At 62.7% G+C, this 21,299-nt stretch carries 29 protein-coding genes; 25 read left to right on the forward strand and 4 right to left on the reverse strand.

The window, feature by feature from the left end; translation table 11 throughout:
• The first annotated feature begins 8 nt into the window (after positions 1-8).
• Positions 9-683 carry an ArsR/SmtB family transcription factor gene (locus AC3WMU_RS11515; protein ID WP_492282380.1) on the forward strand — a complete coding sequence of 225 codons (675 nt, stop codon included), beginning with the start codon at positions 9-11 and terminating at the stop codon, positions 681-683.
• 73 nt (positions 684-756) lie between these two features.
• Here AC3WMU_RS11515 and AC3WMU_RS11520 read toward each other — a convergent pair whose 3' ends face one another.
• A complete protein-coding gene (locus tag AC3WMU_RS11520; protein WP_492282381.1) occupies positions 757-2,184 on the reverse strand; it encodes an NAD-dependent succinate-semialdehyde dehydrogenase in 1,428 nt (475 codons plus the stop codon).
• 205 nt (positions 2,185-2,389) lie between these two features.
• On the opposite strand from AC3WMU_RS11520, the gene AC3WMU_RS11525 reads away from it, so the two are divergent.
• The 19 genes from AC3WMU_RS11525 (at position 2,390) to rplQ (ending at position 12,544) form a co-directional block, all read left to right on the forward strand.
• Positions 2,390-3,142 (forward strand): aspartyl/asparaginyl beta-hydroxylase domain-containing protein, encoded by a 753-nt coding sequence (locus AC3WMU_RS11525; protein WP_035213995.1) that lies wholly within the window; start codon positions 2,390-2,392, stop codon positions 3,140-3,142.
• 356 nt (positions 3,143-3,498) lie between these two features.
• Positions 3,499-3,867, forward strand: coding sequence for a 50S ribosomal protein L14 (rplN, locus tag AC3WMU_RS11530; protein ID WP_006216531.1), 369 nt, complete (start codon positions 3,499-3,501; stop codon positions 3,865-3,867).
• Positions 3,868-3,878: 11 nt separating this feature from the next.
• The gene (rplX, locus tag AC3WMU_RS11535) at positions 3,879-4,199 is read left to right on the forward strand and encodes a 50S ribosomal protein L24 (protein ID WP_006227036.1); all 321 of its coding nucleotides are present in this window, start codon (positions 3,879-3,881) and stop codon (positions 4,197-4,199) included.
• Between the two features lie 12 nt (positions 4,200-4,211).
• Positions 4,212-4,751 carry a 50S ribosomal protein L5 gene (rplE, locus tag AC3WMU_RS11540; RefSeq protein ID WP_006216529.1) on the forward strand — a complete coding sequence of 180 codons (540 nt, stop codon included), beginning with the start codon at positions 4,212-4,214 and terminating at the stop codon, positions 4,749-4,751.
• Positions 4,752-4,763: 12 nt separating this feature from the next.
• On the forward strand, positions 4,764-5,069 hold the full coding sequence (gene rpsN, locus AC3WMU_RS11545; protein WP_006227037.1) for a 30S ribosomal protein S14: 306 nt from the start codon (positions 4,764-4,766) through the stop codon (positions 5,067-5,069).
• 10 nt (positions 5,070-5,079) lie between these two features.
• Entirely contained in the window at positions 5,080-5,475 is a 396-nt protein-coding gene (gene rpsH, locus AC3WMU_RS11550; RefSeq protein WP_006216525.1) for a 30S ribosomal protein S8, read from the forward strand.
• A gap of 12 nt (positions 5,476-5,487) precedes the next feature.
• The gene (rplF, locus tag AC3WMU_RS11555) at positions 5,488-6,021 is read left to right on the forward strand and encodes a 50S ribosomal protein L6 (RefSeq protein WP_006227038.1); all 534 of its coding nucleotides are present in this window, start codon (positions 5,488-5,490) and stop codon (positions 6,019-6,021) included.
• 21 nt (positions 6,022-6,042) lie between these two features.
• Positions 6,043-6,408 (forward strand): 50S ribosomal protein L18, encoded by a 366-nt coding sequence (gene rplR / locus AC3WMU_RS11560; protein ID WP_006227039.1) that lies wholly within the window; start codon positions 6,043-6,045, stop codon positions 6,406-6,408.
• A gap of 15 nt (positions 6,409-6,423) precedes the next feature.
• Entirely contained in the window at positions 6,424-6,945 is a 522-nt protein-coding gene (rpsE, locus tag AC3WMU_RS11565) for a 30S ribosomal protein S5 (RefSeq protein WP_006216521.1), read from the forward strand.
• Between the two features lie 3 nt (positions 6,946-6,948).
• Positions 6,949-7,134, forward strand: coding sequence for a 50S ribosomal protein L30 (gene rpmD, locus AC3WMU_RS11570; RefSeq protein ID WP_006216520.1), 186 nt, complete (start codon positions 6,949-6,951; stop codon positions 7,132-7,134).
• A gap of 9 nt (positions 7,135-7,143) precedes the next feature.
• Positions 7,144-7,584, forward strand: coding sequence for a 50S ribosomal protein L15 (gene rplO, locus AC3WMU_RS11575; RefSeq protein ID WP_035213993.1), 441 nt, complete (start codon positions 7,144-7,146; stop codon positions 7,582-7,584).
• 14 nt (positions 7,585-7,598) lie between these two features.
• Positions 7,599-8,924, forward strand: a complete 1,326-nt coding sequence (gene secY, locus AC3WMU_RS11580; protein ID WP_088588568.1) for a preprotein translocase subunit SecY — start codon at positions 7,599-7,601, stop codon at positions 8,922-8,924.
• An 8-nt stretch (positions 8,925-8,932) separates the two neighbouring features.
• Positions 8,933-9,151: a translation initiation factor IF-1 gene (infA, locus tag AC3WMU_RS11585; protein ID WP_003806927.1), complete on the forward strand. Its 219-nt coding sequence runs from the start codon at positions 8,933-8,935 to the stop codon at positions 9,149-9,151.
• Between the two features lie 34 nt (positions 9,152-9,185).
• Complete coding sequence (gene rpmJ / locus AC3WMU_RS11590; RefSeq protein ID WP_003806928.1) at positions 9,186-9,299, forward strand: 50S ribosomal protein L36; 114 nt, start codon at positions 9,186-9,188, stop codon at positions 9,297-9,299.
• Between the two features lie 43 nt (positions 9,300-9,342).
• The gene (gene rpsM / locus AC3WMU_RS11595) at positions 9,343-9,708 is read left to right on the forward strand and encodes a 30S ribosomal protein S13 (RefSeq protein ID WP_006216517.1); all 366 of its coding nucleotides are present in this window, start codon (positions 9,343-9,345) and stop codon (positions 9,706-9,708) included.
• Between the two features lie 15 nt (positions 9,709-9,723).
• Positions 9,724-10,125 carry a 30S ribosomal protein S11 gene (gene rpsK / locus AC3WMU_RS11600; protein WP_006216516.1) on the forward strand — a complete coding sequence of 134 codons (402 nt, stop codon included), beginning with the start codon at positions 9,724-9,726 and terminating at the stop codon, positions 10,123-10,125.
• A gap of 11 nt (positions 10,126-10,136) precedes the next feature.
• Entirely contained in the window at positions 10,137-10,760 is a 624-nt protein-coding gene (gene rpsD / locus AC3WMU_RS11605; RefSeq protein WP_006227422.1) for a 30S ribosomal protein S4, read from the forward strand.
• A 220-nt stretch (positions 10,761-10,980) separates the two neighbouring features.
• Positions 10,981-11,967 (forward strand): DNA-directed RNA polymerase subunit alpha, encoded by a 987-nt coding sequence (locus tag AC3WMU_RS11610; RefSeq protein ID WP_006216514.1) that lies wholly within the window; start codon positions 10,981-10,983, stop codon positions 11,965-11,967.
• Positions 11,968-12,151: 184 nt separating this feature from the next.
• Positions 12,152-12,544 (forward strand): 50S ribosomal protein L17, encoded by a 393-nt coding sequence (rplQ, locus tag AC3WMU_RS11615; protein ID WP_006216513.1) that lies wholly within the window; start codon positions 12,152-12,154, stop codon positions 12,542-12,544.
• 81 nt (positions 12,545-12,625) lie between these two features.
• Here rplQ and AC3WMU_RS11620 read toward each other — a convergent pair whose 3' ends face one another.
• Positions 12,626-13,063 carry an HIT family protein gene (locus AC3WMU_RS11620; RefSeq protein WP_006227423.1) on the reverse strand — a complete coding sequence of 146 codons (438 nt, stop codon included), beginning with the start codon at positions 13,061-13,063 and terminating at the stop codon, positions 12,626-12,628.
• A gap of 121 nt (positions 13,064-13,184) precedes the next feature.
• Between AC3WMU_RS11620 and cutA the strand changes: the two genes are divergently transcribed.
• The 3 genes from cutA (at position 13,185) to AC3WMU_RS11635 (ending at position 16,456) form a co-directional block, all read left to right on the forward strand.
• Positions 13,185-13,532 carry a divalent-cation tolerance protein CutA gene (gene cutA, locus AC3WMU_RS11625; RefSeq protein WP_006227424.1) on the forward strand — a complete coding sequence of 116 codons (348 nt, stop codon included), beginning with the start codon at positions 13,185-13,187 and terminating at the stop codon, positions 13,530-13,532.
• Entirely contained in the window at positions 13,532-15,448 is a 1,917-nt protein-coding gene (gene dsbD, locus AC3WMU_RS11630) for a protein-disulfide reductase DsbD (protein ID WP_492282382.1), read from the forward strand. The genes cutA and dsbD overlap by 1 nt, the downstream gene beginning before the upstream one ends.
• 129 nt (positions 15,449-15,577) lie before the next feature.
• Positions 15,578-16,456, forward strand: coding sequence for a DMT family transporter (locus AC3WMU_RS11635; protein WP_280027349.1), 879 nt, complete (start codon positions 15,578-15,580; stop codon positions 16,454-16,456).
• A gap of 73 nt (positions 16,457-16,529) precedes the next feature.
• Here AC3WMU_RS11635 and hemB read toward each other — a convergent pair whose 3' ends face one another.
• Both hemB and yihA read right to left on the reverse strand, forming a co-directional pair.
• Entirely contained in the window at positions 16,530-17,546 is a 1,017-nt protein-coding gene (hemB, locus tag AC3WMU_RS11640; protein WP_006227426.1) for a porphobilinogen synthase, read from the reverse strand.
• Complete coding sequence (gene yihA, locus AC3WMU_RS11645; RefSeq protein WP_006227427.1) at positions 17,543-18,166, reverse strand: ribosome biogenesis GTP-binding protein YihA/YsxC; 624 nt, start codon at positions 18,164-18,166, stop codon at positions 17,543-17,545. Before yihA ends, hemB begins: the two co-directional genes overlap by 4 nt.
• A gap of 223 nt (positions 18,167-18,389) precedes the next feature.
• On the opposite strand from yihA, the gene AC3WMU_RS11650 reads away from it, so the two are divergent.
• Together AC3WMU_RS11650 and AC3WMU_RS11655 are read left to right on the forward strand one after the other, a co-directional pair.
• On the forward strand, positions 18,390-19,091 hold the full coding sequence (locus AC3WMU_RS11650; RefSeq protein WP_035214109.1) for a c-type cytochrome: 702 nt from the start codon (positions 18,390-18,392) through the stop codon (positions 19,089-19,091).
• A gap of 120 nt (positions 19,092-19,211) precedes the next feature.
• Complete coding sequence (locus tag AC3WMU_RS11655; RefSeq protein WP_427958247.1) at positions 19,212-21,290, forward strand: cytochrome c biogenesis protein ResB; 2,079 nt, start codon at positions 19,212-19,214, stop codon at positions 21,288-21,290.
• Positions 21,291-21,299: the final 9 nt, after the last annotated feature.

Consider the following 21,299-nt stretch of genomic DNA (forward strand, 5'->3'; position numbering starts at 1 on the left):
TGATGTCAATGAACTCGCCAGACAGCCCTCAACCTTCCCAGCGCTTCGACGCGCTTGCCGAGATCGCCAAGACGCTGGGGCAGGCCCATCGCCTGGCCCTGCTTGAACACATCGCGCAGGGTGAACGCGCGGTGGAACGGTTGGCCGAACTGACCGGGCTGTCTGTCGCCAATACCTCGCAGCATTTGCAGCACCTGCGCCGTGCCGGCTTCGTGCAGACCCGGCGCGAGGGCAAGCGGGTGCTGTACCGCTTGGGGGCGGGGCCGATCGCGCCGCTCTTGGCCGCGTTGCGCGGCTATGCCGAGCATCAGCATGCAGAGATCCGGGAAGTCATCGCAGACAGCATCCATCAGCGTGACCGCCTGGACGGCATCTCCATTGAAGAACTGCTGGGCATGCTGGACAGCGGCGGCGTCGTGCTGCTGGACGTGCGGCCTTCTGAAGAGTTCGCCCAAGGCCATTTGCCGGGCGCCATCAATATCCCGACCGAAGACCTGGAACGCCGCCTGGCCGACCTGCCCGCGGGCGCGGATGTCGTCGCCTATTGCCGGGGACCGTATTGCGTGCTGTCCACCGACGCCGTGGCGGCGTTGCGCGCGCATGGTGTGGCGGCGCGCCGGCTGGACGCCGGCTTCCCGGAGTGGAAGGCGGCGGGCTTGCAGGTGGAAGCCGCGCCGGCGTGAAACCCCTGGTCGCCCAGATAAAAAAAGCCCCGCGGCGAAAATCGCGGGGCTTTTTCGTACTGGGGGTACGGGGTCAGATGTGCGTGATGAATTTCGTGACCAGGTAGCCGTCGAACGTTTCCAGGCCGCCTTCGCTACCGATGCCGCTGTCCTTGATGCCGCCGAACGGCGTCTCGGCCAGCGCGCTGCCGAAGTGGTTGATATTGACCATGCCGGCCTCCAGGCCGTTCGAGACCTTGGTCGCCGTCTTCAGTGAGTTCGTGAACACGTAGGACGACAGGCCGAAGGGCAGGCTGTTGGCGCGGCGCAGGACTTCATCGGTGTCCTTGAAGCGCACGACCGGTGCGACGGGGCCGAAGGGCTCTTCGGTCATCAGCATGGAATCGTCGGGCAGATCCGTCACGACCGTGGGCGCGAAGAAGAAGCCCTTGCGGTCCAGCGGGCCGCCGCCGACCACGACTTTGCCGCCGTGCTTCTTGGCGTCGTCGATGAAGGCGCTCATGGCGGGCACGCGGCGCTCATGCGCCAGCGGGCCCATGTCGGTGCCGGCTTCCAGGCCGTCGCCGACCTTGATGTTCTTCAGCACGTCGGAAAAGCGCGCCAGGAATTGCTCGTAGGCGCCTTCTTGCACGTAGAAGCGGGTGGGCGACACGCAGACCTGACCGGCGTTGCGGACCTTGAACTTGGCCAGCATTTCAGCGGCGCGCTCGACGTCGGCGTCATCGAACACCAGCACGGGCGAATGGCCGCCCAATTCCATCGTGACGCGCTTCATGTGCGCGCCGGCCAGCGCGGCCAGCTGCTTGCCCACCGGCACGGAACCGGTGAACGACACTTTGCGCACGATCGGCGAACGGATCAGGTAGTCGGAAATCTTGGCGGGTTCGCCCCAGACGATGTTCAGGCAGCCCTTGGGCAGGCCGGCGTCGTGGAACATGCGGGCAATGGCCATGACGGCGCTGGGCGAATCTTCGGGGCCTTTCAGCACCACTGTGCAACCGGCGCCGAGCGCGGCGGCGATCTTGCGGATGGCCTGGTTGTACGGGAAGTTCCAGGGCGTGAACGCGGCGCAGACGCCGATGGGTTCGCGCACGACGAATTGGCGCACATCCGGGTTGCGCGGCGGCACGACGCGGCCATAGATGCGGCGGCATTCCTCGGCGTGCCAGTCGGCATGCTCCGAGCAGGAGGTGACTTCACCCACGGCTTCGGCCAGCGGCTTGCCCTGGTCAAGCGTCATGTTGCGGCCGATCTCCTTGGCGCGCTCGCGCGACAGCGTGGCGACCTTGCGCAGGATGGCGGAACGGTCCATGGGGGAAGACTTCTTCCAGGACTCGAACGCGCGTTGGGCGGCGGCTAGCGCGCGGTCCAGATCCGCTTCGGTGGCGTGAGGCAGCTGGCCAAGCACTTCTAGCGTGGCCGGGTTGATGACGTCCTGGGTGCGCCTACCCTCGCCGGAGATGAATTCGCCGTCGATATACAGCGCCAACTGTTCATACATGCCTGTCGTTCCTTGCGAAATAGGAGTGGAGTGCGACCGCAGTCGCCCGCGCCAGTCTAAACCAGCTCGTGGGCGCCAGGGAGGGCCACTCGTGCGCGCAAACCTGGAGCCAATCGGGGGCGGCCAGGGCGATGCCCCACGCCTTGCAAGGCGGCGCCGGCATGGACACAATGGGGCATCCTTGGCAGCTATCACCGAACCCATCGTGCAATCCGTCGACGCGCGCCCCGCCGGCAAGTCCAGTATCTACTCACGCGTGTTGTTCCGCTTCATCGATTGGCTGCGACACCGCATCGCGAAAGCGTCGCTGGTGGGGGACCGGCCCATTTTCCAGAACAGCCAGTTCCCGTGGATCGCCGCCCTGGAAGCCCAGACGCCCGCCATCCGCGCCGAGCTGACGGCGCTGCTGGCGCAACGCCAGCAACTGCCGGCCTTCCATGAGATATCACCGGATGTGGGCATGATCACGTCGGATGACCAATGGAAGACGTTCCTCTTCATGGGCTACGGGCTGCGCTCCGAACGCAACCTGGCCAGCTGTCCGGCCACGGCCCGGGCGCTGGAAGGGATCCCGGGCATTCGCAGCGCCTTCTTCTCGATCCTCGAGGCCGGCAAGCGGATCCCGCTGCACACCGGCCCGTACAACGGCGTCCTGCGCCTGCACCTGGGGCTGGTCGTGCCCGAGCCGGCGGACCGGTGCTGGATCGAGGTCGGGGGCGAGCGCTACAGCTGGCGGGAGGGCCGGGCCGTGGTGTTCGACGACCTCTATCCCCACCAGGTGCACAACGATACGGACGGTCTGCGCGCTGTGTTGTTCGTGGACTTTGAACGTCCCTGCCGGGTTCCGGTAAAATGGTTGAATCGCCTGGTGCTCAGGGCGGCCCCCTTCACGGACGAAATCCGGCGGGGCAAGGCCAACCATGACGCCTGGGAGAAGGGCTTTTACCGTCACAAATAAGGGGCGGATAGCTCGAAAACCGTCCCCTCGTTGAGGGGGCGTGGTGTTTTGTGCGTCATTCCAACAAAGTGCTTGCGCTCAAAATTTAACCACGCTAGAATGATCAGCTTTCCCAGATTGTCGATCCAGTTAACCGAAAGTTGTTTCGAAGACTAGTCGGCGTGTTGGGGGAATACCCGCAGGATTTCAACCCAGGGTCGTTGCGTTGCCAACCAGTTGTAGAGATGGAGCGAAAGCTCTAGAGCTACAGCACATAAAGCAGGGCGGCAGACCTGACGGGACCAAAACTGGCAGGAATTGCAGTGTTCCCTTATTGGGAAAACCGTATTTCCAGTTAAGTTGGAACAGGAAAAATCATGATCCAAATGCAGACCACGCTGGACGTGGCCGATAACACTGGTGCGCGTCATGTCATGTGCATTAAGGTGCTCGGTGGCTCCAAGCGCCGTTATGCCGGTATCGGCGACATCATCAAGGTGAGCGTCAAAGATGCGGCTCCGCGCGGACGCGTCAAGAAAGGCGAAATTTACAATGCCGTGGTGGTTCGTACCGCCAAGGGCGTGCGCCGTAAAGACGGTTCGCTGATTCGTTTCGGTGGCAATGCCGCCGTGTTGCTCAACGCCAAGCTGGAGCCCATCGGCACCCGCATCTTCGGACCCGTTACGCGTGAACTGCGTACCGAGAAGTTCATGAAGATCGTGTCGTTGGCCCCGGAAGTGCTGTAAGGAGCCCTACGATGAACAACATTCGTAAAGGCGACGAAGTCATCGTCCTGACCGGCCGCGACAAGAAGCGTCGCGGTACCGTGCTGGCTCGTGTTGATGCCGACCACGTTCTGGTCGAAGGCGTCAACATCGTCAAGAAGCACGTGAAAGCCAACCCGATGGCTAACAACCCGGGCGGGATTGTCGAAAAGACCATGCCGATCCACATCTCGAATGTGGCGCTCTTCAACCCCGCAACCGGTCGTGGCGACCGCGTGGGCGTTCAAGAAGTCGAAGGTCGCAAGGTCCGCGTGTTCCGTTCCAATGGTGCCGTTGTCGGCGCCAAGGCGTAAGGGGCGATAGACATGTCTCGTTTGCAAGATTTCTACAAGAGCAAGGTCGCTGGCGACCTGCAGGCCAAGTTTGGCTACAAGAGCGTCATGGAAGTGCCGCGCATCACCAAGATCACCCTGAACATGGGTGTCTCGGAAGCCGTGTCCGATAAGAAGGTTATCGAACACGCGGTGTCGGACCTGACCAAGATTGCTGGCCAAAAGCCTGTCGTGACGAAGACCAAGAAGGCTATCGCCGGTTTCAAGATCCGCGAAAACTACCCGATTGGTTGCATGGTCACGCTGCGTGGTCAACGCATGTACGAATTCCTGGATCGCCTCGTTGCGGTCGCGCTGCCTCGCGTGCGTGACTTCCGTGGTATCTCGGGTCGTGCATTTGACGGCCGCGGCAACTACAACATCGGGGTGAAAGAGCAGATCATTTTCCCCGAAATCGAGTACGACAAGATCGACGCGCTGCGTGGGCTGAACATCAGCATCACCACCTCCGCGAAGACCGACGAAGAAGCCAAGGCGCTGTTGACGGCCTTCAGCTTCCCGTTCCGTAACTAAGGGGCTGATGACGTGGCAAAACTTTCCCTCATCAATCGCGACATCAAGCGCGCCAAGCTGGCTGACAAGTTCGCTGCCAAGCGCGCTGAGTTGAAGTCGATCATCGACGACCAGTCGAAGACCGACGAAGAACGTTACCAAGCTCGGCTCAAGCTGCAACAGCTGCCGCGCAATGCCAATCCGACGCGCCAACGTAACCGTTGCGTGGTCACCGGTCGTCCGCGCGGTGTGTTCCGCAAGTTCGGCCTGACGCGTCACAAACTGCGTGAAATGGCGATGAAGGGCGAAATCCCCGGCATCACCAAGGCCAGCTGGTAGGAGATACATTATGAGCATGAGCGATCCCATCGCCGATATGCTGACCCGCATTCGCAATGCGCAGCAAGTGGACAAAGTTACGGTGAGCATGCCCTCCTCGAAGCTGAAGGCGGCAATTGCCGCTGTGCTGAAAGACGAAGGCTACATCGACAGCTTTGAAATCAAGGGCACCCAGGCCAAGCCTGAGCTCGAGATCACCCTGAAGTACTACGCTGGCCGTCCGGTTATCGAGCGCATTGAACGCGTGTCGCGCCCCGGTCTGCGTATCTACAAGGGCCGTACCAGCATTCCTCAGGTCATGAACGGCCTGGGCGTGGCTATCGTTTCGACCTCGCGCGGCGTCATGACCGACCGTAAGGCTCGCGCCAACGGCGTCGGCGGCGAAGTGCTGTGCTACGTGGCCTAAGGAGAAATTCTAATGTCACGTATCGCTAAGTATCCGGTCGAACTGCCCAAGGGTGTCGAAGCTGACATCAAGCAGGATCAGATCACTGTCAAGGGCCCGCTGGGCACCCTGACCCAAGCCCTGACTGGCGACGTCACCGTTGCGTTGGACGAAGGCAAGCTCACGTTTGCCGCCGCTAACGAAACGCGTCACGCCAATGCCATGTCGGGTACCGTGCGCGCTCTGGTGGCCAATATGGTTACCGGCGTGAGCAAGGGCTTCGAGCGCAAGCTGACCCTGGTTGGCGTGGGTTACCGCGCCTCGATCCAAGGCGATGCCGTTAAGCTGCAGCTCGGTTTCTCGCACGACGTTTTGCATCAGTTGCCGGCCGGTATCAAGGCCGAATGCCCCACCCAGACGGAAATCGTCATCAAGGGCGCCAACAAGCAAGTCGTCGGTCAGATGGCCGCTGAAATCCGCGCGTACCGCGAACCCGAACCCTACAAGGGCAAGGGTGTGCGTTACTCGGACGAACGCGTCGTCATCAAAGAAACCAAGAAGAAATAACGGCGCACGCAAGGACGAATCATGGACAAAAAAGTTTCCCGTTTGCGTCGTGCGGTTCCGACCCGCCGGAAGATCAACGAGCTGCGCGTTCACCGCCTCTCGGTCTTCCGCTCGAACCAGCACATCTACGCCAACATCATTTCGCCGGAAGGCGATCGCGTTCTGGTCAGCGCCTCGACGGTGGAAGCCGAAGTGCGTGCGCAACTGGCCGGCCAAACCGGTCAGGGTGGCAACACTGCCGCTGCTACGCTGGTCGGCAAGCGCGTGGCCGAAAAGGCCAAGGCTGCCGGTATCGAACTGGTCGCTTTCGATCGCTCGGGCTTTCGTTACCATGGCCGCGTGAAAGCGCTGGCCGATGCCGCGCGTGAAGCCGGCCTGAAGTTCTAAGCGAGGATCTGTCAAATGGCTAAAGTACAAGGCAAGAACGCCGCGGAAAAAGAGAACGATGACGGCCTCCGCGAAAAGATGATCGCGGTCAACCGCGTGAGCAAAGTGGTCAAGGGTGGTCGCACCATGAGCTTTGCCGCGCTGACCGTGGTTGGCGATGGCGATGGTCGCGTCGGCATGGGTAAGGGCAAGGCGCGTGAAGTGCCGGTGTCCGTTCAGAAGGCAATGGAACAGGCCCGTCGCGGCATGTTCAAGGTTGCCCTGAAGAACGGCACGCTGCACCACACCGTGGTTGGCAAGCATGGCGCCGCTACCGTGCTGATCTCGCCGGCTGCTGAAGGTACTGGCGTTATCGCCGGCGGCCCGATGCGCGCTATTTTTGAAGTGATGGGTGTGCGTAACGTGGTTGCCAAGAGCCTGGGCTCGAGCAACCCCTACAACATGGTTCGCGCCACGTTGAACGGTCTGCGCGCTTCCCTGACCCCGGCCGATGTTGCTGCCAAGCGCGGCAAGTCGGTCGAAGAAATCCTGGGGTAAATCATGGCTCAGAAGCAGATCAAAGTGACCCTCGTGCGCTCGGTGATCGGTACCAAGCAATCGCACCGTGATACGGTTCGCGGTTTGGGCTTGGGTCGCATCAACAGCAGCCGCGTGCTGGTCGATACGCCCGAGGTGCGTGGGATGATCCGTAAGGTGGATTATCTCGTTTCCGTCTCGGAAGCCTAAGGAATCACCATGTCGGATATGCAACTTAATTCGCTGAAGCCCGCTGAGGGCAGCAAGCACGCCAAGCGCCGCGTCGGCCGTGGCATCGGTTCGGGTCTGGGTAAAACCGCCGGCCGTGGTCACAAGGGTCAGAAGTCGCGCTCGGGCGGTTTCCATAAGGTTGGCTTCGAAGGCGGTCAAATGCCGCTGCAGCGTCGTCTGCCCAAGCGTGGTTTCACCCCGCTCGGTCAACACCTGTATGCCGAAGTTCGTCTGTCGGACCTGCAAGCCCTGCCCATCGACGAAATCGATGTGCAAGTGCTGAAGGCGGCTGGCGTGATTGGCCAGGCGGTTCGTTACGCCAAGGTCATCAAGTCGGGTGAACTCTCGCGCAAGGTCGTGCTCAAGGGCATTACCGCGACGGCTGGTGCTCGCACCGCCATCGAAGCCGCGGGCGGCTCGCTTGCTTGATCACGAGGTGACGAGTGGCTAACGCGCAGGCATTGGGCAAAACCGGAGCACGGTACGGTGATTTGAAGCGCCGTCTTGTGTTCCTGGTGCTCGCCCTGGTGGTTTACCGTTTGGGTACACACATCCCCGTACCGGGTATTAATCCGGATGCGCTGGCGGACTTGTTCCGTCAGAACCAGGGCGGGATCCTGGGCCTGTTCAACATGTTCTCGGGTGGGGCGCTCTCGCGTTTCTCGATTTTTGCCCTGGGGATCATGCCGTACATTTCGGCATCCATCATCATGCAGTTGATGTCGGTGGTGGTGCCGTCGCTGGAAGCGCTCAAGAAAGAGGGCGAAGCCGGTCGTCGGAAGATTACCCAGTACACCCGCTACGGCACAGTCGTGCTGGCGCTGGTGCAAGCAGTGGGCATTTCGGTAGCGTTGGAGTCCCAACAGGGACTGGTGATCGATCCGGGTATGCTGTTTCGCTTCACGACCGTTGTGACTCTGGTCACTGGCACCATGTTCGTCATGTGGCTGGGTGAGCAGATTACGGAACGCGGTCTGGGCAACGGGATTTCCATCCTGATCTTCGCAGGTATCGTTGCGGGTCTGCCCGCGGCGCTGGCTGCACTGTTGGACCTGGTCCGCACCAACGCGATGTCTGTGCTTTCCGCACTGTTCATCGTGGCTCTGGTGGTGCTGGTTACCGCTTTTGTGGTGTTCGTGGAACGCGGACAGCGCAAGATCACGGTGAACTACGCCAAGCGTCAGGTCGGCAACAAGGTCTACGGTGGTCAAAGCTCGCATTTGCCGCTGAAGCTGAACATGGCAGGGGTGATTCCGCCGATCTTCGCATCGTCGATCATTCTGTTCCCGGCCACGATCACGAGCTGGTTCTCCAGCAGTGAGAACATGCGCTGGCTTAGCGACCTGGCTGCGGCCCTGTCGCCTCGTCAACCGCTCTACATCACGCTGTACTCCGTCGCGATTATTTTCTTCTGCTTTTTCTACACGGCTCTGGTGTTCAACAGCCGCGAAACGGCGGACAACCTGAAGAAGAGTGGTGCGTTTGTTCCGGGCATTCGTCCGGGTGAACAAACAGCGCGCTACATCGACAAGATCCTGATGCGTCTGACGCTCGCAGGTGCCTTGTACATCACTTTGGTGTGCCTGTTGCCTGAATTCTTGGTGATGCGCTGGAACGTTCCTTTCTACTTCGGTGGTACGTCTCTGTTGATTATTGTGGTGGTGACGATGGATTTCATGGCACAGGTTCAGGCCTACATGATGTCTCACCAGTACGACTCGTTGCTCAAGAAGGCCAACTTCAAGGGCGCGGGTTTGCCGATGCGGTAAGCAAAAGAATGTCCAAGGACGACGTCATTCAGATGCAAGGCGAGGTTCTTGAGAACCTCCCGAACGCGACATTTCGCGTCAAGCTCGAAAACGGCCACGTGGTGTTGGGCCATATTTCCGGCAAGATGCGTATGCATTACATCCGGATCCTGCCGGGTGACAAGGTCACAGTGGAGCTCACGCCCTATGATCTGACGCGAGCCAGGATAGTTTTCCGCTCCAAATGAGCGGAACCGGATTACGGAAAATTAGGAGTCAACCATGAAAGTAATGGCATCGGTTAAGCGGATCTGCCGCAACTGCAAAGTTATCAAACGTCACGGCGTGGTGCGTGTTATCTGCACCGACCCGCGTCACAAGCAGCGTCAAGGCTAACTCGGGTTAGCGACTACGCAACAGATTTATTCAAGGAATAGTCATGGCCCGTATTGCTGGCATTAACATCCCGCCGCAACAGCACGCCGAGATCGGACTGACCGCCATTTTTGGCATTGGTCGTACGCGCGCTCGCAAAATCTGCGAAGCGGCAAACGTACCCTTTGACAAAAAGGTCAAGGATCTGAACGACGCTGAATTGGAACGCGTCCGCGAACATGTTGGTTTGTTCACGGTTGAAGGCGACCTGCGTCGTGAAGTACAGCTCTCGATCAAGCGTTTGATCGACCTGGGAACCTACCGCGGTATGCGTCACAAGCGCGGTTTGCCCGTGCGCGGCCAGCGCACTCGCACCAACGCACGGACCCGTAAGGGCCCGCGTCGTGCAGCTGCGTCCCTGAAGAAATAATCGAGGAACAGGATTATGGCGAAAGCTTCCACCAGCGGCGCTTCGCGCGTGCGCAAAAAGGTTAAGAAGAACGTCTCGGACGGCATCGCGCACGTTCACGCTTCGTTCAACAACACCATCATCACCATCACCGATCGTCAGGGCAACGCACTGTCGTGGGCCACGTCGGGCGGTGCTGGTTTCAAGGGTTCGCGTAAGTCGACCCCGTTCGCCGCGCAGGTCGCTGCTGAAACGGCTGGCCGCGTCGCGCTGGAGTACGGCATCAAGACTCTGGAAGTGCGTATCAAGGGCCCCGGCCCCGGTCGCGAATCGTCTGTCCGTGCGCTGAACGCGCTGGGCATCAAGATTTCGTCCATCGCCGACATCACGCCCGTTCCGCACAACGGCTGCCGTCCGCCGAAGCGTCGTCGTATCTAAAGGGAATCCACATGGCACGTTATATTGGACCCAAATGCAAGCTCTCGCGCCGCGAGGGTACTGACCTGTTCCTGAAGAGCGCCCGTCGCTCGCTGGATTCCAAGTGCAAGCTGGATTCCAAGCCTGGCCAACACGGCCGCACTTCGGGTGCCCGCACTTCCGACTACGGCCTGCAGCTGCGCGAAAAGCAAAAGCTCAAGCGCATGTACGGCGTGCTGGAAAAGCAATTCCGCAAGTACTTCGCTGAAGCAGAGCGTCGCCGTGGCAACACCGGCGAAACCCTGATCCAGCTGCTGGAATCGCGCCTGGACAACGTCGTCTACCGCATGGGCTTCGGCTCGACGCGCGCCGAAGCTCGCCAGCTGGTGAGCCACCGCGCCATCGAACTGAACGGCCACACGGCTGACATCGCTTCGATGCTGGTCAAGGCTGGCGACGTCGTTTCGATCCGTGAAAAGGCCAAGAAGCAAGGCCGTATCAAGGAATCGCTCGACCTGGCCACCAGCATCGGCATCCCCCAATGGGTGGAAGTCGATTCGACCAAGCTGACCGGTACGTTCAAGTCGGTCCCCGATCGCGCTGACGTCGCTCGCGACATCAACGAATCGATGGTCGTCGAACTGTACTCGCGTTAATCAGGTCTCTGCCGGCGCCTCCTTCGCAGGTGTGCCGGCACGAAGCTGGTCTCGCGACCCGTTTGCACGTCCCGCAGCAGCCCGCTTTCCGCCTTTTGGTGGGGCGGGCTTTGCGGTAAGTATCGGCCGGCGTTTTCGCGCCGTCCGAGTTTCATGTTTCACCCTGTCCATCAGCCTTATCGGTGTAACGAGCCGAGGGTATTGAAAAGGAACACAGTAAATGTCCACTCAAGGTTTCCTGAAGCCGCGCTCCATTGAAGTCGAACCGGTCGGCACGCACCATGCCAAGATCGTGATGGAGCCGTTCGAGCGTGGCTACGGTCATACGCTGGGCAACGCCCTGCGCCGCATCCTGCTGTCTTCGATGACCGGCTACGCGCCGACCGAAGTCCAGATGACGGGCGTGGTGCACGAATACTCGACCATCCCGGGCGTTCGCGAAGATGTCGTCGACATCCTGCTGAACCTGAAGGGCGTGGTCTTCAAGCTGCACAATCGCGACGAAGTGACCCTGGTTCTGCGCAAGACCGGCGCGGGCACCGTGCTGGCCAGCGACATCGAGCTGCCGCATGACGTCGAGATCATCAACCCCGGCCATGCCATCTGCAACCTGACGGACGCAGGCAAGCTGGAAATGCAGATCAAGGTTGAAAAGGGCCGCGGCTACGTGCCGGGCAACGTGCGCGCGCTGTCGGAAGACCGCACCCACACCATCGGCCGCATCGTTCTGGACGCTTCGTTCAGCCCGGTCCGCCGCGTGAGCTACGCGGTTGAAAGCGCCCGCGTGGAACAGCGCACCGACCTGGACAAGCTGGTTCTGGACATCGAAACCAACGGCGTCATCTCGCCCGAGGAAGCGGTGCGCCAGTCGGCTCGCATCCTGATGGACCAGATCTCGGTCTTCGCTGCTCTGGAAGGCGCTGGCGATTCGTACGAAGCCCCGGTCCGCGGCACGCCGCAGATCGACCCGGTGCTGCTGCGCCCGGTCGACGACCTGGAACTGACCGTGCGTTCGGCCAACTGCCTGAAGGCCGAAAACATCTACTACATCGGCGACCTGATCCAGCGTACCGAAAACGAGCTGCTCAAGACCCCGAACCTGGGTCGCAAGTCGCTCAACGAGATCAAGGAAGTCCTGGCTGCACGTGGTCTGACTCTGGGCATGAAGCTCGAGAACTGGCCGCCCCTGGGCCTGGAGCGTCCGTAAGTCTTAAGAGGGTGATGCCCCGGAAACGGGGCGTTTCCCGCAGCGCCCGGCTTTGCCGCCGGGCCGTTTGCGAAATCGTCGTAAAATGCACCGTTTTCTACCGGACCGCGGCCTGATTGCAGGTTGATAGAAGAGCCGGCAACCCGATGGCGAACGCCATCTCTAGATTCAAAGGAAACTTATCATGCGTCACGGTAATGGCTTGCGTAAGCTCAACCGCACCAGCAGTCACCGTCTTGCCATGTTCCGCAACATGGCCGTTTCGTTGATCACCCACGAAGCCATCAAGACCACGCTGCCGAAGGCGAAAGAATTGCGCCGCGTCATCGAACCCCTGATCACGCTGGGCAAAGAGCCCACGCTGGCGAACAAGCGTCTGGCATTTGCCCGTCTGCGCGATCGCGATGCGGTGGTGAAGCTGTTTGCCGAAATCGGCCCGCGCTACGCGGCCCGTAACGGTGGCTACACCCGCGTGCTGAAGATGGGCTTCCGTCAAGGCGACAACGCTCCCATGGCTTTCATGGAACTGGTTGACCGTCCGGAAGTTGATGAAGCCGCTGCGGACAGCGCCGAGTAATTCTCGGTAGCTCGATAAGCGACAAGGGCGGGTCTTCGGACCCGCCCTTGTTTTATTTGCGCGCCCGCCACGGCGTTTGGATCACGAGGCGTGCAATTCCCCCCGCAGCTGCGCTGCGGTGGCCGCCAGCGCCTCCTGAGGCGGTTGGGGCGGCATCCTGAACGTCAGGTCCTGCTGTTCGATGTACTGCGTGGACGTCACGTCTTGCGTGTGATGCATCGGGATGATGTGGGCGTGGGCGTGCGCCACGTGGATGCCGGTGAAGGCGAAGCCCACCCGCTCGACCCCGTACAGGCGCTTCATGTGACGCCCGAGCTTCTGCCCCAGGTTCAGGATGTGGCCGGCGAGATCGGCGGGCATGTCCTCGTAATAGGGGTAATGCTGCTTCGGGATGATGAGGGTGTGGCCCGGGCGCACCGGCTGGATGTCCAGGAAGGCCAGCAGGCGCTCGTCTTCGTGGATGATGTGCGCGGGGATCTCGTGCCGCGCGATGCGGCAGAACAGACAGTTGTCGGACATGCGTGCCTCGGTGAAAACGGATGGCTGGGTGGCATGGCCGGCGCCGAGGATCCGGGCGGCCGCCGCAATACCGATAAAATACCCCGAGTTACATCTCACACGGGTATCCCGAGGAGGCTCCATGTTGCGCGATGACGACGTCGTGCTGGTCATCAGCAATGCGCCGGACGTGCTGCTTGCGAAGCGCATCGCGCACGTGCTGGTGGAAGACGGGCTGGCGGCCTGCGTGAACCTTGGCGCGCCGGGCCTGTCCATCTACCAGTGGAACGGAGAGGTCGAAGGGGCGGAAGAAGTCCCCATCCACATCAAGACCACCTACGCGCGCCACCAGGCAGTGGTTCAGGCCCTGGCGCAGATGCATCCCTATGATGTGCCCGAAATCATCGTGCTGCCGGTCATCGGCGGCGCGGCGCCTTATCTGGATTGGGTGCGCGAGCAGACGGCCGTCACGCAGAACAAGAGAGACTGATGTTGCAACTTGCCGGTATTGTCGGTGCGCCGCGGCGCCCGATTCACGCCACCCGCGCTGCCCGCGCGGCCCATGCCCTGTTCAGGCAATGCCTGATGTTCCTGGCGATGGCGCTGCTGCTGATGGGATGGCAGGCGGCGGCGCATGCCGAGGCCGAGTTCCTGGAGCCCGAAAAGGCTTTCGTGTTCAGCGCGCAGATGGCTGCACCCGATACGCTGGAGCTGCGCTACAAGGTCGCGCCCGGCTACTACATGTACCGCGAGCGTTTCGGCATCACGATCAGCCCCATGGGGGCGACGACGCTGGGCGAAGCCGTCTACCCCAAGGGCGAGGTCAAGTACGACCCGACCTTCGAGAAAGACATGGAGGTCTTCCACAAGGACGTGGTGATCCGCGTGCCGGTCGGCGCCGGGGGCCAGCCCTTCACCCTGACCTTGACCGGCCAGGGCTGTGCGGACGCCGGCCTGTGCTATCCGCCGATGGACAGCAGCGTGAAACTGACGCCGGTGGCGGGTGGTTACGCGCTGGCGGGTGGCGCATCCGCGCTGGCGCCGGCGTCGCAGGCAGCACCGTCGGGCGGGCTGAGCGCGCTGTTCAACGCTGGCGACACCGGCCTGGCTGACGCGCTGGGCGGTCTGGGCTGGGCCAAGACCGCGGGCGTGTTCCTGGTGCTGGGCCTGTTGCTGGCCTTCACGCCCTGCGTGCTGCCGATGATTCCCATCTTGTCTTCAATCGTGTTGGGCGGCGTGGCGCAGCCCCGGCCGACGCGCGGCCGCGGACTGGCGCTGGCGGCGACCTATGTGCTGGGCATGTCCGTGGTCTACACCGCGCTCGGCGTGGCCGCAGGACTGAGCGGCGCGGGCTTGGCCGCCTGGCTGCAGACGCCCTGGATCCTGACGCTGTTCGCCATCCTGCTGGCCGTGCTGGCGCTGGCGATGTTTGACGCGTTCACGTTCCAGATGCCGTCGGGCATCCAGGCGAAGCTGGCGGAGCGTTCGTCGCGCATTCCGGGCGGGCGTTATACCGGTGCGCTGGTGATGGGCGCCTTGTCTGCGCTGATCGTCGGGCCTTGCGTGGCTGCGCCGTTGGCGGGCGCGCTGCTGTATATCTCGCAAACGGGCGACGTGGTCCTGGGTGGATCGGCGTTGTTCGCCATGGCCTGGGGCATGGGCGTGCCGCTGTTGATCGTGGGTGCGTCGTCCGGCGCGCTGCTGCCCAAGGCGGGCCCCTGGATGGACGGTGTGAAGCGCCTGTTCGGCATGTTGTTGCTGGCGACTGCCTGGTGGATGCTCATCCCCGTGGTGCCGACCTGGGTGCAGATGACGGGCTGGGCGTTCCTGGCGGTGGTGTCGGCCGTGATGCTGCGGGCGTTCGACGCCTTGCCGGCTAGCGCGGGTGCGGCCCGCATGTTCGGCAAGGGGCTGGGCTTGCTGCTGGCGCTGGCGGCGGCTGCATGGCTGGTCGGCGCGGCCAGCGGCGGACGCGATGTGCTGCAACCGTTGTCGCATCTGGCCTCGCGCGCCGGTGCGCCTTCGGATGCCGCGGCCGCAAGCGGGGAAGTCCATTTCACCCGCGTGCGCAATAACGCCGAGCTGGATGCGCTGCTGGCGCAAAGCCGCCAGCCGGTGATGCTGGATTTCTACGCCGACTGGTGCGTGTCGTGCCGCGAGATGGAACGCTTCACCTTCACCGATCCCGGCGTGGCGCAACGCATGTCGGGCATGCTGCTGGTGCAGGCGGACGTGACGGCGAACAATGCCGACGACCGCGCGCTGCTCAAGCGCTTCCGCCTGTTCGGCCCGCCGGGGATCATGTTCTTCGAGCCGGGTGGCAAGGAATTGCCGGAAGCCCGCGTGGTGGGTTTCCAGGACGCCAAGCGCTTCACGGAATCGCTGGACAAGGTGCTGGTGCGCTGACGCCTGGGCGTATACCATGGCTGCTGCGCCGCGTGGGCGGCGCACTCCACTCCCTTCAGGCCGGCGCCCGTGACGTCCCCAACAGTTGATGCAAGCCAGGACCGGCAAGGTCTTATCTATGTTCAATTGATGTTCGTCATGGCCACATGGGGCCTGAACATCGTCTCCATCAAGTATCTGACGCAGCACATGGACATCCAGGCGCTGGCCGCCGTGCGGATCGTCGTTGCGTTCATCACCGTCACCCTCATCATCAAGGCCCGCCGCGGCCGCATCCCCAAGCTGGGTCGCGTCGAGCTGGGCTGGGTAGCGCTGGCAGGCTTCCTGGTGGTGTACGCGCACCAGGTGGCGCTGGTCTCGGGGCTGCGGTTCTCTTCGGCGGCCAACGGCACGCTGATCATGGCCACCAGCCCCTTGCTGTCGGCGCTGCTGGCCGCCATCTTCTATCGCGAAAAACTGACGCTGGTACGCATCTCGGGCGCCATGCTGGGCCTGTTGGGCGTGGGCATGGTGGTCGCAGGCAGCGGCGCGCAGATCGGCCTGACGGGCTGGGGCGACGCGGTCGTGTTCGTGGCCGTGCTGGTGTTCGTGTTCGGCGGCCTGGTCATCCAGCGCATGTCGCGCACGATGGATCCGCTGGGCATGCTTTGGTACATGTACCTGGCAGGCGGGCTGATGCTGGTGGTGCATGCGGCGATGACGCCGGCGTCGTATCAGACCGACACCTGGCAGATGACGTGGTGGCCGTGGTTGGTGCTGATGTTTTCTGCGGTGGTGGCATCAGGCGTCAGCAACATCATCTGGAATGCCGGCATCGCGCGCCTGGGCATCAGCCGCGCCGCGCTGTTCGTGAACTGGCTGCCGATATTCGGGCTGCTGTTCGCCTCGCTGTTCCTGGACGAACACGTCACCCTGACGCACGTCGTGGGACTGGCTTGCGTGCTGGGCGGAACGTGGCTGGGATTGCGCCGCGTGGCGCCTGCCGTGCCGCGCAACGGGCGGGCATAAGGCAAGGGGCATAAGGTAAAGAAGACGCCTTGCGGGCTGGCCGGATACGCCCGGCCCGCAAGGCGTTGCGCGATCAGCGCTGGGCTTTGAGCAGCTTGGCCGCTTCGATCGCGAAGTACGTCAGGATGCCGTCGGCGCCGGCGCGCTTGAACGCCAGCAGTGCTTCCATCATGACCTTGTCGTGGTCCAGCCAGCCATTGGCGGCGGCGGCCTTGATCATCGCGTATTCGCCGCTGACCTGGTAGGCGAAGGTGGGCACGCGGAACGTGTCCTTCACGCGGCGCAGCACGTCCAGGTACGGCATACCCGGCTTGACCATGACCATGTCGGCGCCTTCCTGCAAGTCGGCAGCCACTTCGCGCAGCGCTTCATCGAGGTTGCCCGGATCCATCTGGTAAGCCATCTTGTTCGACTTGCCCAGGTTGGTGGCCGACCCCACGGCGTCGCGGAAGGGGCCATAGAACGCGCTGGCGTATTTGGCGGAGTACGCCATGATCTGCGTGTGGATATGGCCGTTGGCTTCCAGCGCGCGGCGTACGGCGCCGATGCGGCCGTCCATCATGTCGCTGGGGGCGACCATGTCGACGCCGGCGGCCGCCTGGGTCAGCGCCTGCTTGACCAGGATCTCGACGGTCAGTTCGTTGATGACGTAGCCGTCTTCGTCGATGACGCCGTCCTGGCCGTGGCTGGTGTAAGGATCCAGCGCCACGTCGCACAGGATGCCGAGTTCCGGAAAGCGCTTCTTCAGTTCGCCGACCACGCGCGGGATCAGGCCGCGCGGATTGGTCGCTTCGATGCCGTCGGGCGTCTTCAGCGACGCGTCGATGACGGGGAAGAGCGCCAGCACCGGGATGCCCAGCTTCACGCATTCTTCGGCCACGGGCAGCAGCGTGTCCAGCGAATAGCGGACGACGCCGGGCAGCGACGGCACGGCTTGCTGCAAGCCCGTGCCTTCGGCCACGAAGACGGGATAGATCAGGTCATTGACCGTCAGCGCGTTCTCGCGCACCAGGCGGCGGGTGAAGTCGTCGCGACGCAGGCGGCGCGGGCGGGAAACCGGAAACTCGGGGGTGATGATCTGCGGGTTCATGGTACGACCTTGGGAGAAATCCAATTTTCAATGTGGGCGCCGGCTTCTTCCAGACCGATGCGCTCGGGCGCCGAGAAAGGAATGGTGTGCAGCGCGCCGATGTCCGCCAGGTCCTTGCGCACGGAGAAGACGGTGCGCATGCGCTGGCCGTAGGGCAGCTTGTCGGCCTTGGTCAGCAGCGCCAGCACGGGGCGTCCGGTGGGGGCGATGAAGTTGGCCAGGCGGCGGTCCAGTTCGGTGACGCCGCGGCGAATGTCGATCAGCAGCACGATGCCGGCCAGCGACTCGCGGTCACGCAGGTAGCCGCCGAGGATGTCGGCCCATTTTTCTTTCTCGTTGCGGGCGACCGAGGCATAGCCGTAGCCGGGCAAGTCGACGAGAAAACCGATGTGGCCTTCCGGATCCAGCGGGTCGGGCAAGCCGAACATGTTGATCAAGCGCGTGCGGCCCGGCGTCTTGCTCGAGAAGGCAAGACGACGCTGGTTGCACAGCACGTTGATGGCCGTGGATTTGCCGGCGTTCGAGCGGCCGACAAAGCAGACCTCGGGAGCGCCGGCGGCCGGCAACTGGTCGAGGCGAGCTGCGGAGGTAAGGAAGGAGGCGCGATGTAGGAGGGACACGGATGGGCTTTGGATACGGTTGGTTTCGAGCCCTATTGTATAATCCGGCGTTTGCAACAGTGGTCCCCGTGCGCGGAGCCGTCTTTTTTGCTTACTCTTTGGGTTGCCGACGGCAGCCTGGAAGGCAGAATGGGCAAATCAGGTTCGAGACGGTTTTCCAAGGTGAGCGGGGCAGGCGTGGGCGCCTTTTTGCGCCTTGATCGATGTGATCGTCGAGGTCTTCATGAAGCGTGTGCTGTCCCGGATGTTGGTTGCGAGCGGGCTGTTGCTCGGCGCCTCCGCCTTATCGACCCCCAGTTTCGCCGCTGACGGCGCTGCGGGCCCGGCCAAGCCAGATGCCGCCAAGGGCGGTCAGCTGTTTGACCAAGGCGACGCCTCAAGAGGCATCATTGCCTGTGCGTCCTGTCATGGCGCGGCGGGCAACAGCACCATCCCGGTGAACCCCAACTTGGCCGCGCAACCCCACGAATACCTGGCCAAGCAATTGGCTGATTTCCAGGTCAAGCAGGGCGCCAAGCTGCCTGTGCGCAATGGCGCCGGCGGCAACCCGACCCCGATGACGGCCATGGCGCAGAACCTGACGCCGGCCGACATGCAGAACATCGCGCTGTATCTGGCGCAGCAACCGCTGAAAGAGCCGGCCACGGCCGGCCAGGAGAAGCTGGTTGATCTGGGTCAAAAGATCTGGCGCGGCGGTTTGCCGGAACGCAATGTCCCTGCGTGCGCGGCGTGCCACTCTGCCAATGGTGCGGGCTTGCCCGGCCAATACCCCCGCTTGTCGGGGCAGTTCCCCATGTACATCGAAGAGCAGCTCAAGCTGTTCCGCAGCGGTGACCGCAAGAATGACATCATGTTCGCCATTGCGGACCGCATGTCGGACGCCGACATCAAGGCGGTGTCGGACTACGCGGCTGGCCTGCGGTAGGCTTCTTGCCTGCAACACGCGCGGCTGGTCCGCGTTCATGCAACTTGGGCATGACGGAACCTGTTTCCGTCGTGCGCTGTCTATGAGGGGGGTAGCCGATAGCGCGGCCCCCCTTTTTTCATGAATTCAACACGAACCCATACCCGTCCCTCCCTGCGCAGCCTGCCTCGCGATTTCTTCGAACTGCTCGGTTCGATGCGTTTCGCCGTCAGCCTGCTGATGTTCATCTGCGTGGCGAGCCTGGTCGGGACCGTGTTGCAGCAGAACCGCTCGTCGAACAACTACATCGACCAGTTCGGGCCGTTCTGGTTCGAGGTGTTCGACAAGTTCTCGATCTGGCACGTCTACAACAGCTGGTGGTTCCTGGTGATCATGGGATTCCTGGTCGTGTCGACCTCGGTCTGCCTGATCCGCAACGCGCCCAAGATGCTGCGGGATGCACGTTCGTTTCGCGAACACGTGCGGGCCAGCAGCCTGCGGGGTTTTCCGCACCGCGTGGAAACCGAAGCCCCGACCGACGTGCCGCAGACCGCGGCCGGCCTGAAGTCCCTTTTGGAACGCATGGGCTACGCGGTGCGGCAACGCACGGACAACGACGGCGTGATGCTGGCGGCCAAGAAAGGCAGTGCCAACCGGCTGGGCTATGTGTTCGCGCATGCGGCGATGGTCATCATCTGCATCGGCGGCCTGCTGGACAGCGAACTGCCTGTGCGCCTGCAAGTGATGCTGGGCGGCAAGAAGCCCATCGTCGAGAACATGCTGATCTCGGAAGTGCCGGAAAGCGGCCGCCTGTCGGTCGACAACCCGAGCTTTCGCGCCAGCGTGCTGGTGCCCGAAGGCGGCCAGGCCAGCACGGCGGTCGTGATGGTGGGCGACGGCGCCCTGGTGCAGCCGATGCCCTTCACGTTGAAGCTCAAGAAGTTCGTCGTCGATTACTACTCCACGGGCATGCCCAGCCGCTTTCTGAGCGAAGTCGAAGTCACCGACCCCGACACCGGCAAGACGTTTGATTCCACCATCGAGGTCAACGAACCGCTGCGCTTCAAGGGCATGACCGTCTACCAGTCCAGCTTCGACGACGGCGGCAGCACAGTGGTGCTGAAAGGCTACCCGTTGGTAGGTTCTGGCGATGGGACGTTCGCTGTTGACGGCACGGTGGGCAAGACCGCCGAAGTAACCGCTCACACAGCAAACGGGCCGCGCAGCATGGGCGTCGAAATCACGGCGATGCGCCCCATCAACGTGGAAGACCTGACGCGCGGCGAGCCCAAGGGCCCGGACCGCAGCTTCGCCGAGCACGTGGCGTCGGTGTCGGGCAGCGCGGCGGGCAAGAAGAACGAGAACCTGCGCAACGTGGGACCCAGCGTCGAATACAAGCTGATCGACGATGCGGGCCAGGCCCACGAATTCCAGAACTACATGTTGCCCATGGAACTCGACGGCGCCAGCGTTTTCCTGGCTGGCGTGCGCAACAACGCCTCGGAGCCGTTCCGCTACCTGCGCATCCCCGCCGACGACGACAGTTCGATTGCCGAATTCATGCGCTTGCGCGCGACGCTGGCCGACCCGGCGGCGCGCCAGGAGGCGGCCCGCCGCTTCGCCGAGCGCAACAGCCCGTCGGGCGCCGACCGCCAGCCCTTGCAGACGGCCGCCGAGCGCGCGCTGGAGACCTTCGCAACTGGGGGCCTGCAAGCCGTGGCCGCCTTCCTGCAAGCCAATACGCCCGCCGCCGACCTGGAGCGCGCGGCCGACGTCGTGATCCGGCTGATCGGCGCCAGCATGAACGAATTGCGCGCCATTGAACGCGAGCGCGCGGGCCTGCCCGCCGTGGCGGTCGAAGGCCCCGAGGGCGAGCGCGCGGCGGTATGGTCGCGCCTGGCGGTGGCCGCGCTGTCGGACCTGACGGTGTATCCGGCGCCGGTGTTCCTGTCGCTGGCGGATTTCAATCACGTGCAGGCCAGCGTGTTCCAGGTCAGCCGCACGCCGGGCAAGAACACCGTCTACCTGGGCAGCCTGTTGCTGGTCCTGGGGGTGTTCTCGATGTTCTATATTCGAGACCGCCGCGTCTGGATCTGGGTCAAGCCGCATGAGGGCGGAAGCAGCGTCATGGCGGCCATGACGTCCCAGAAGCGTACACTCGACTTCAATCAAGAGTTCGAACGCTTCAAGCAGGCGCTGCTGCGCCAGAAGAGGTCTTAAGGTTTATTT

Source organism: Achromobacter sp. FW305-C-13 (assembly GCF_058783475.1).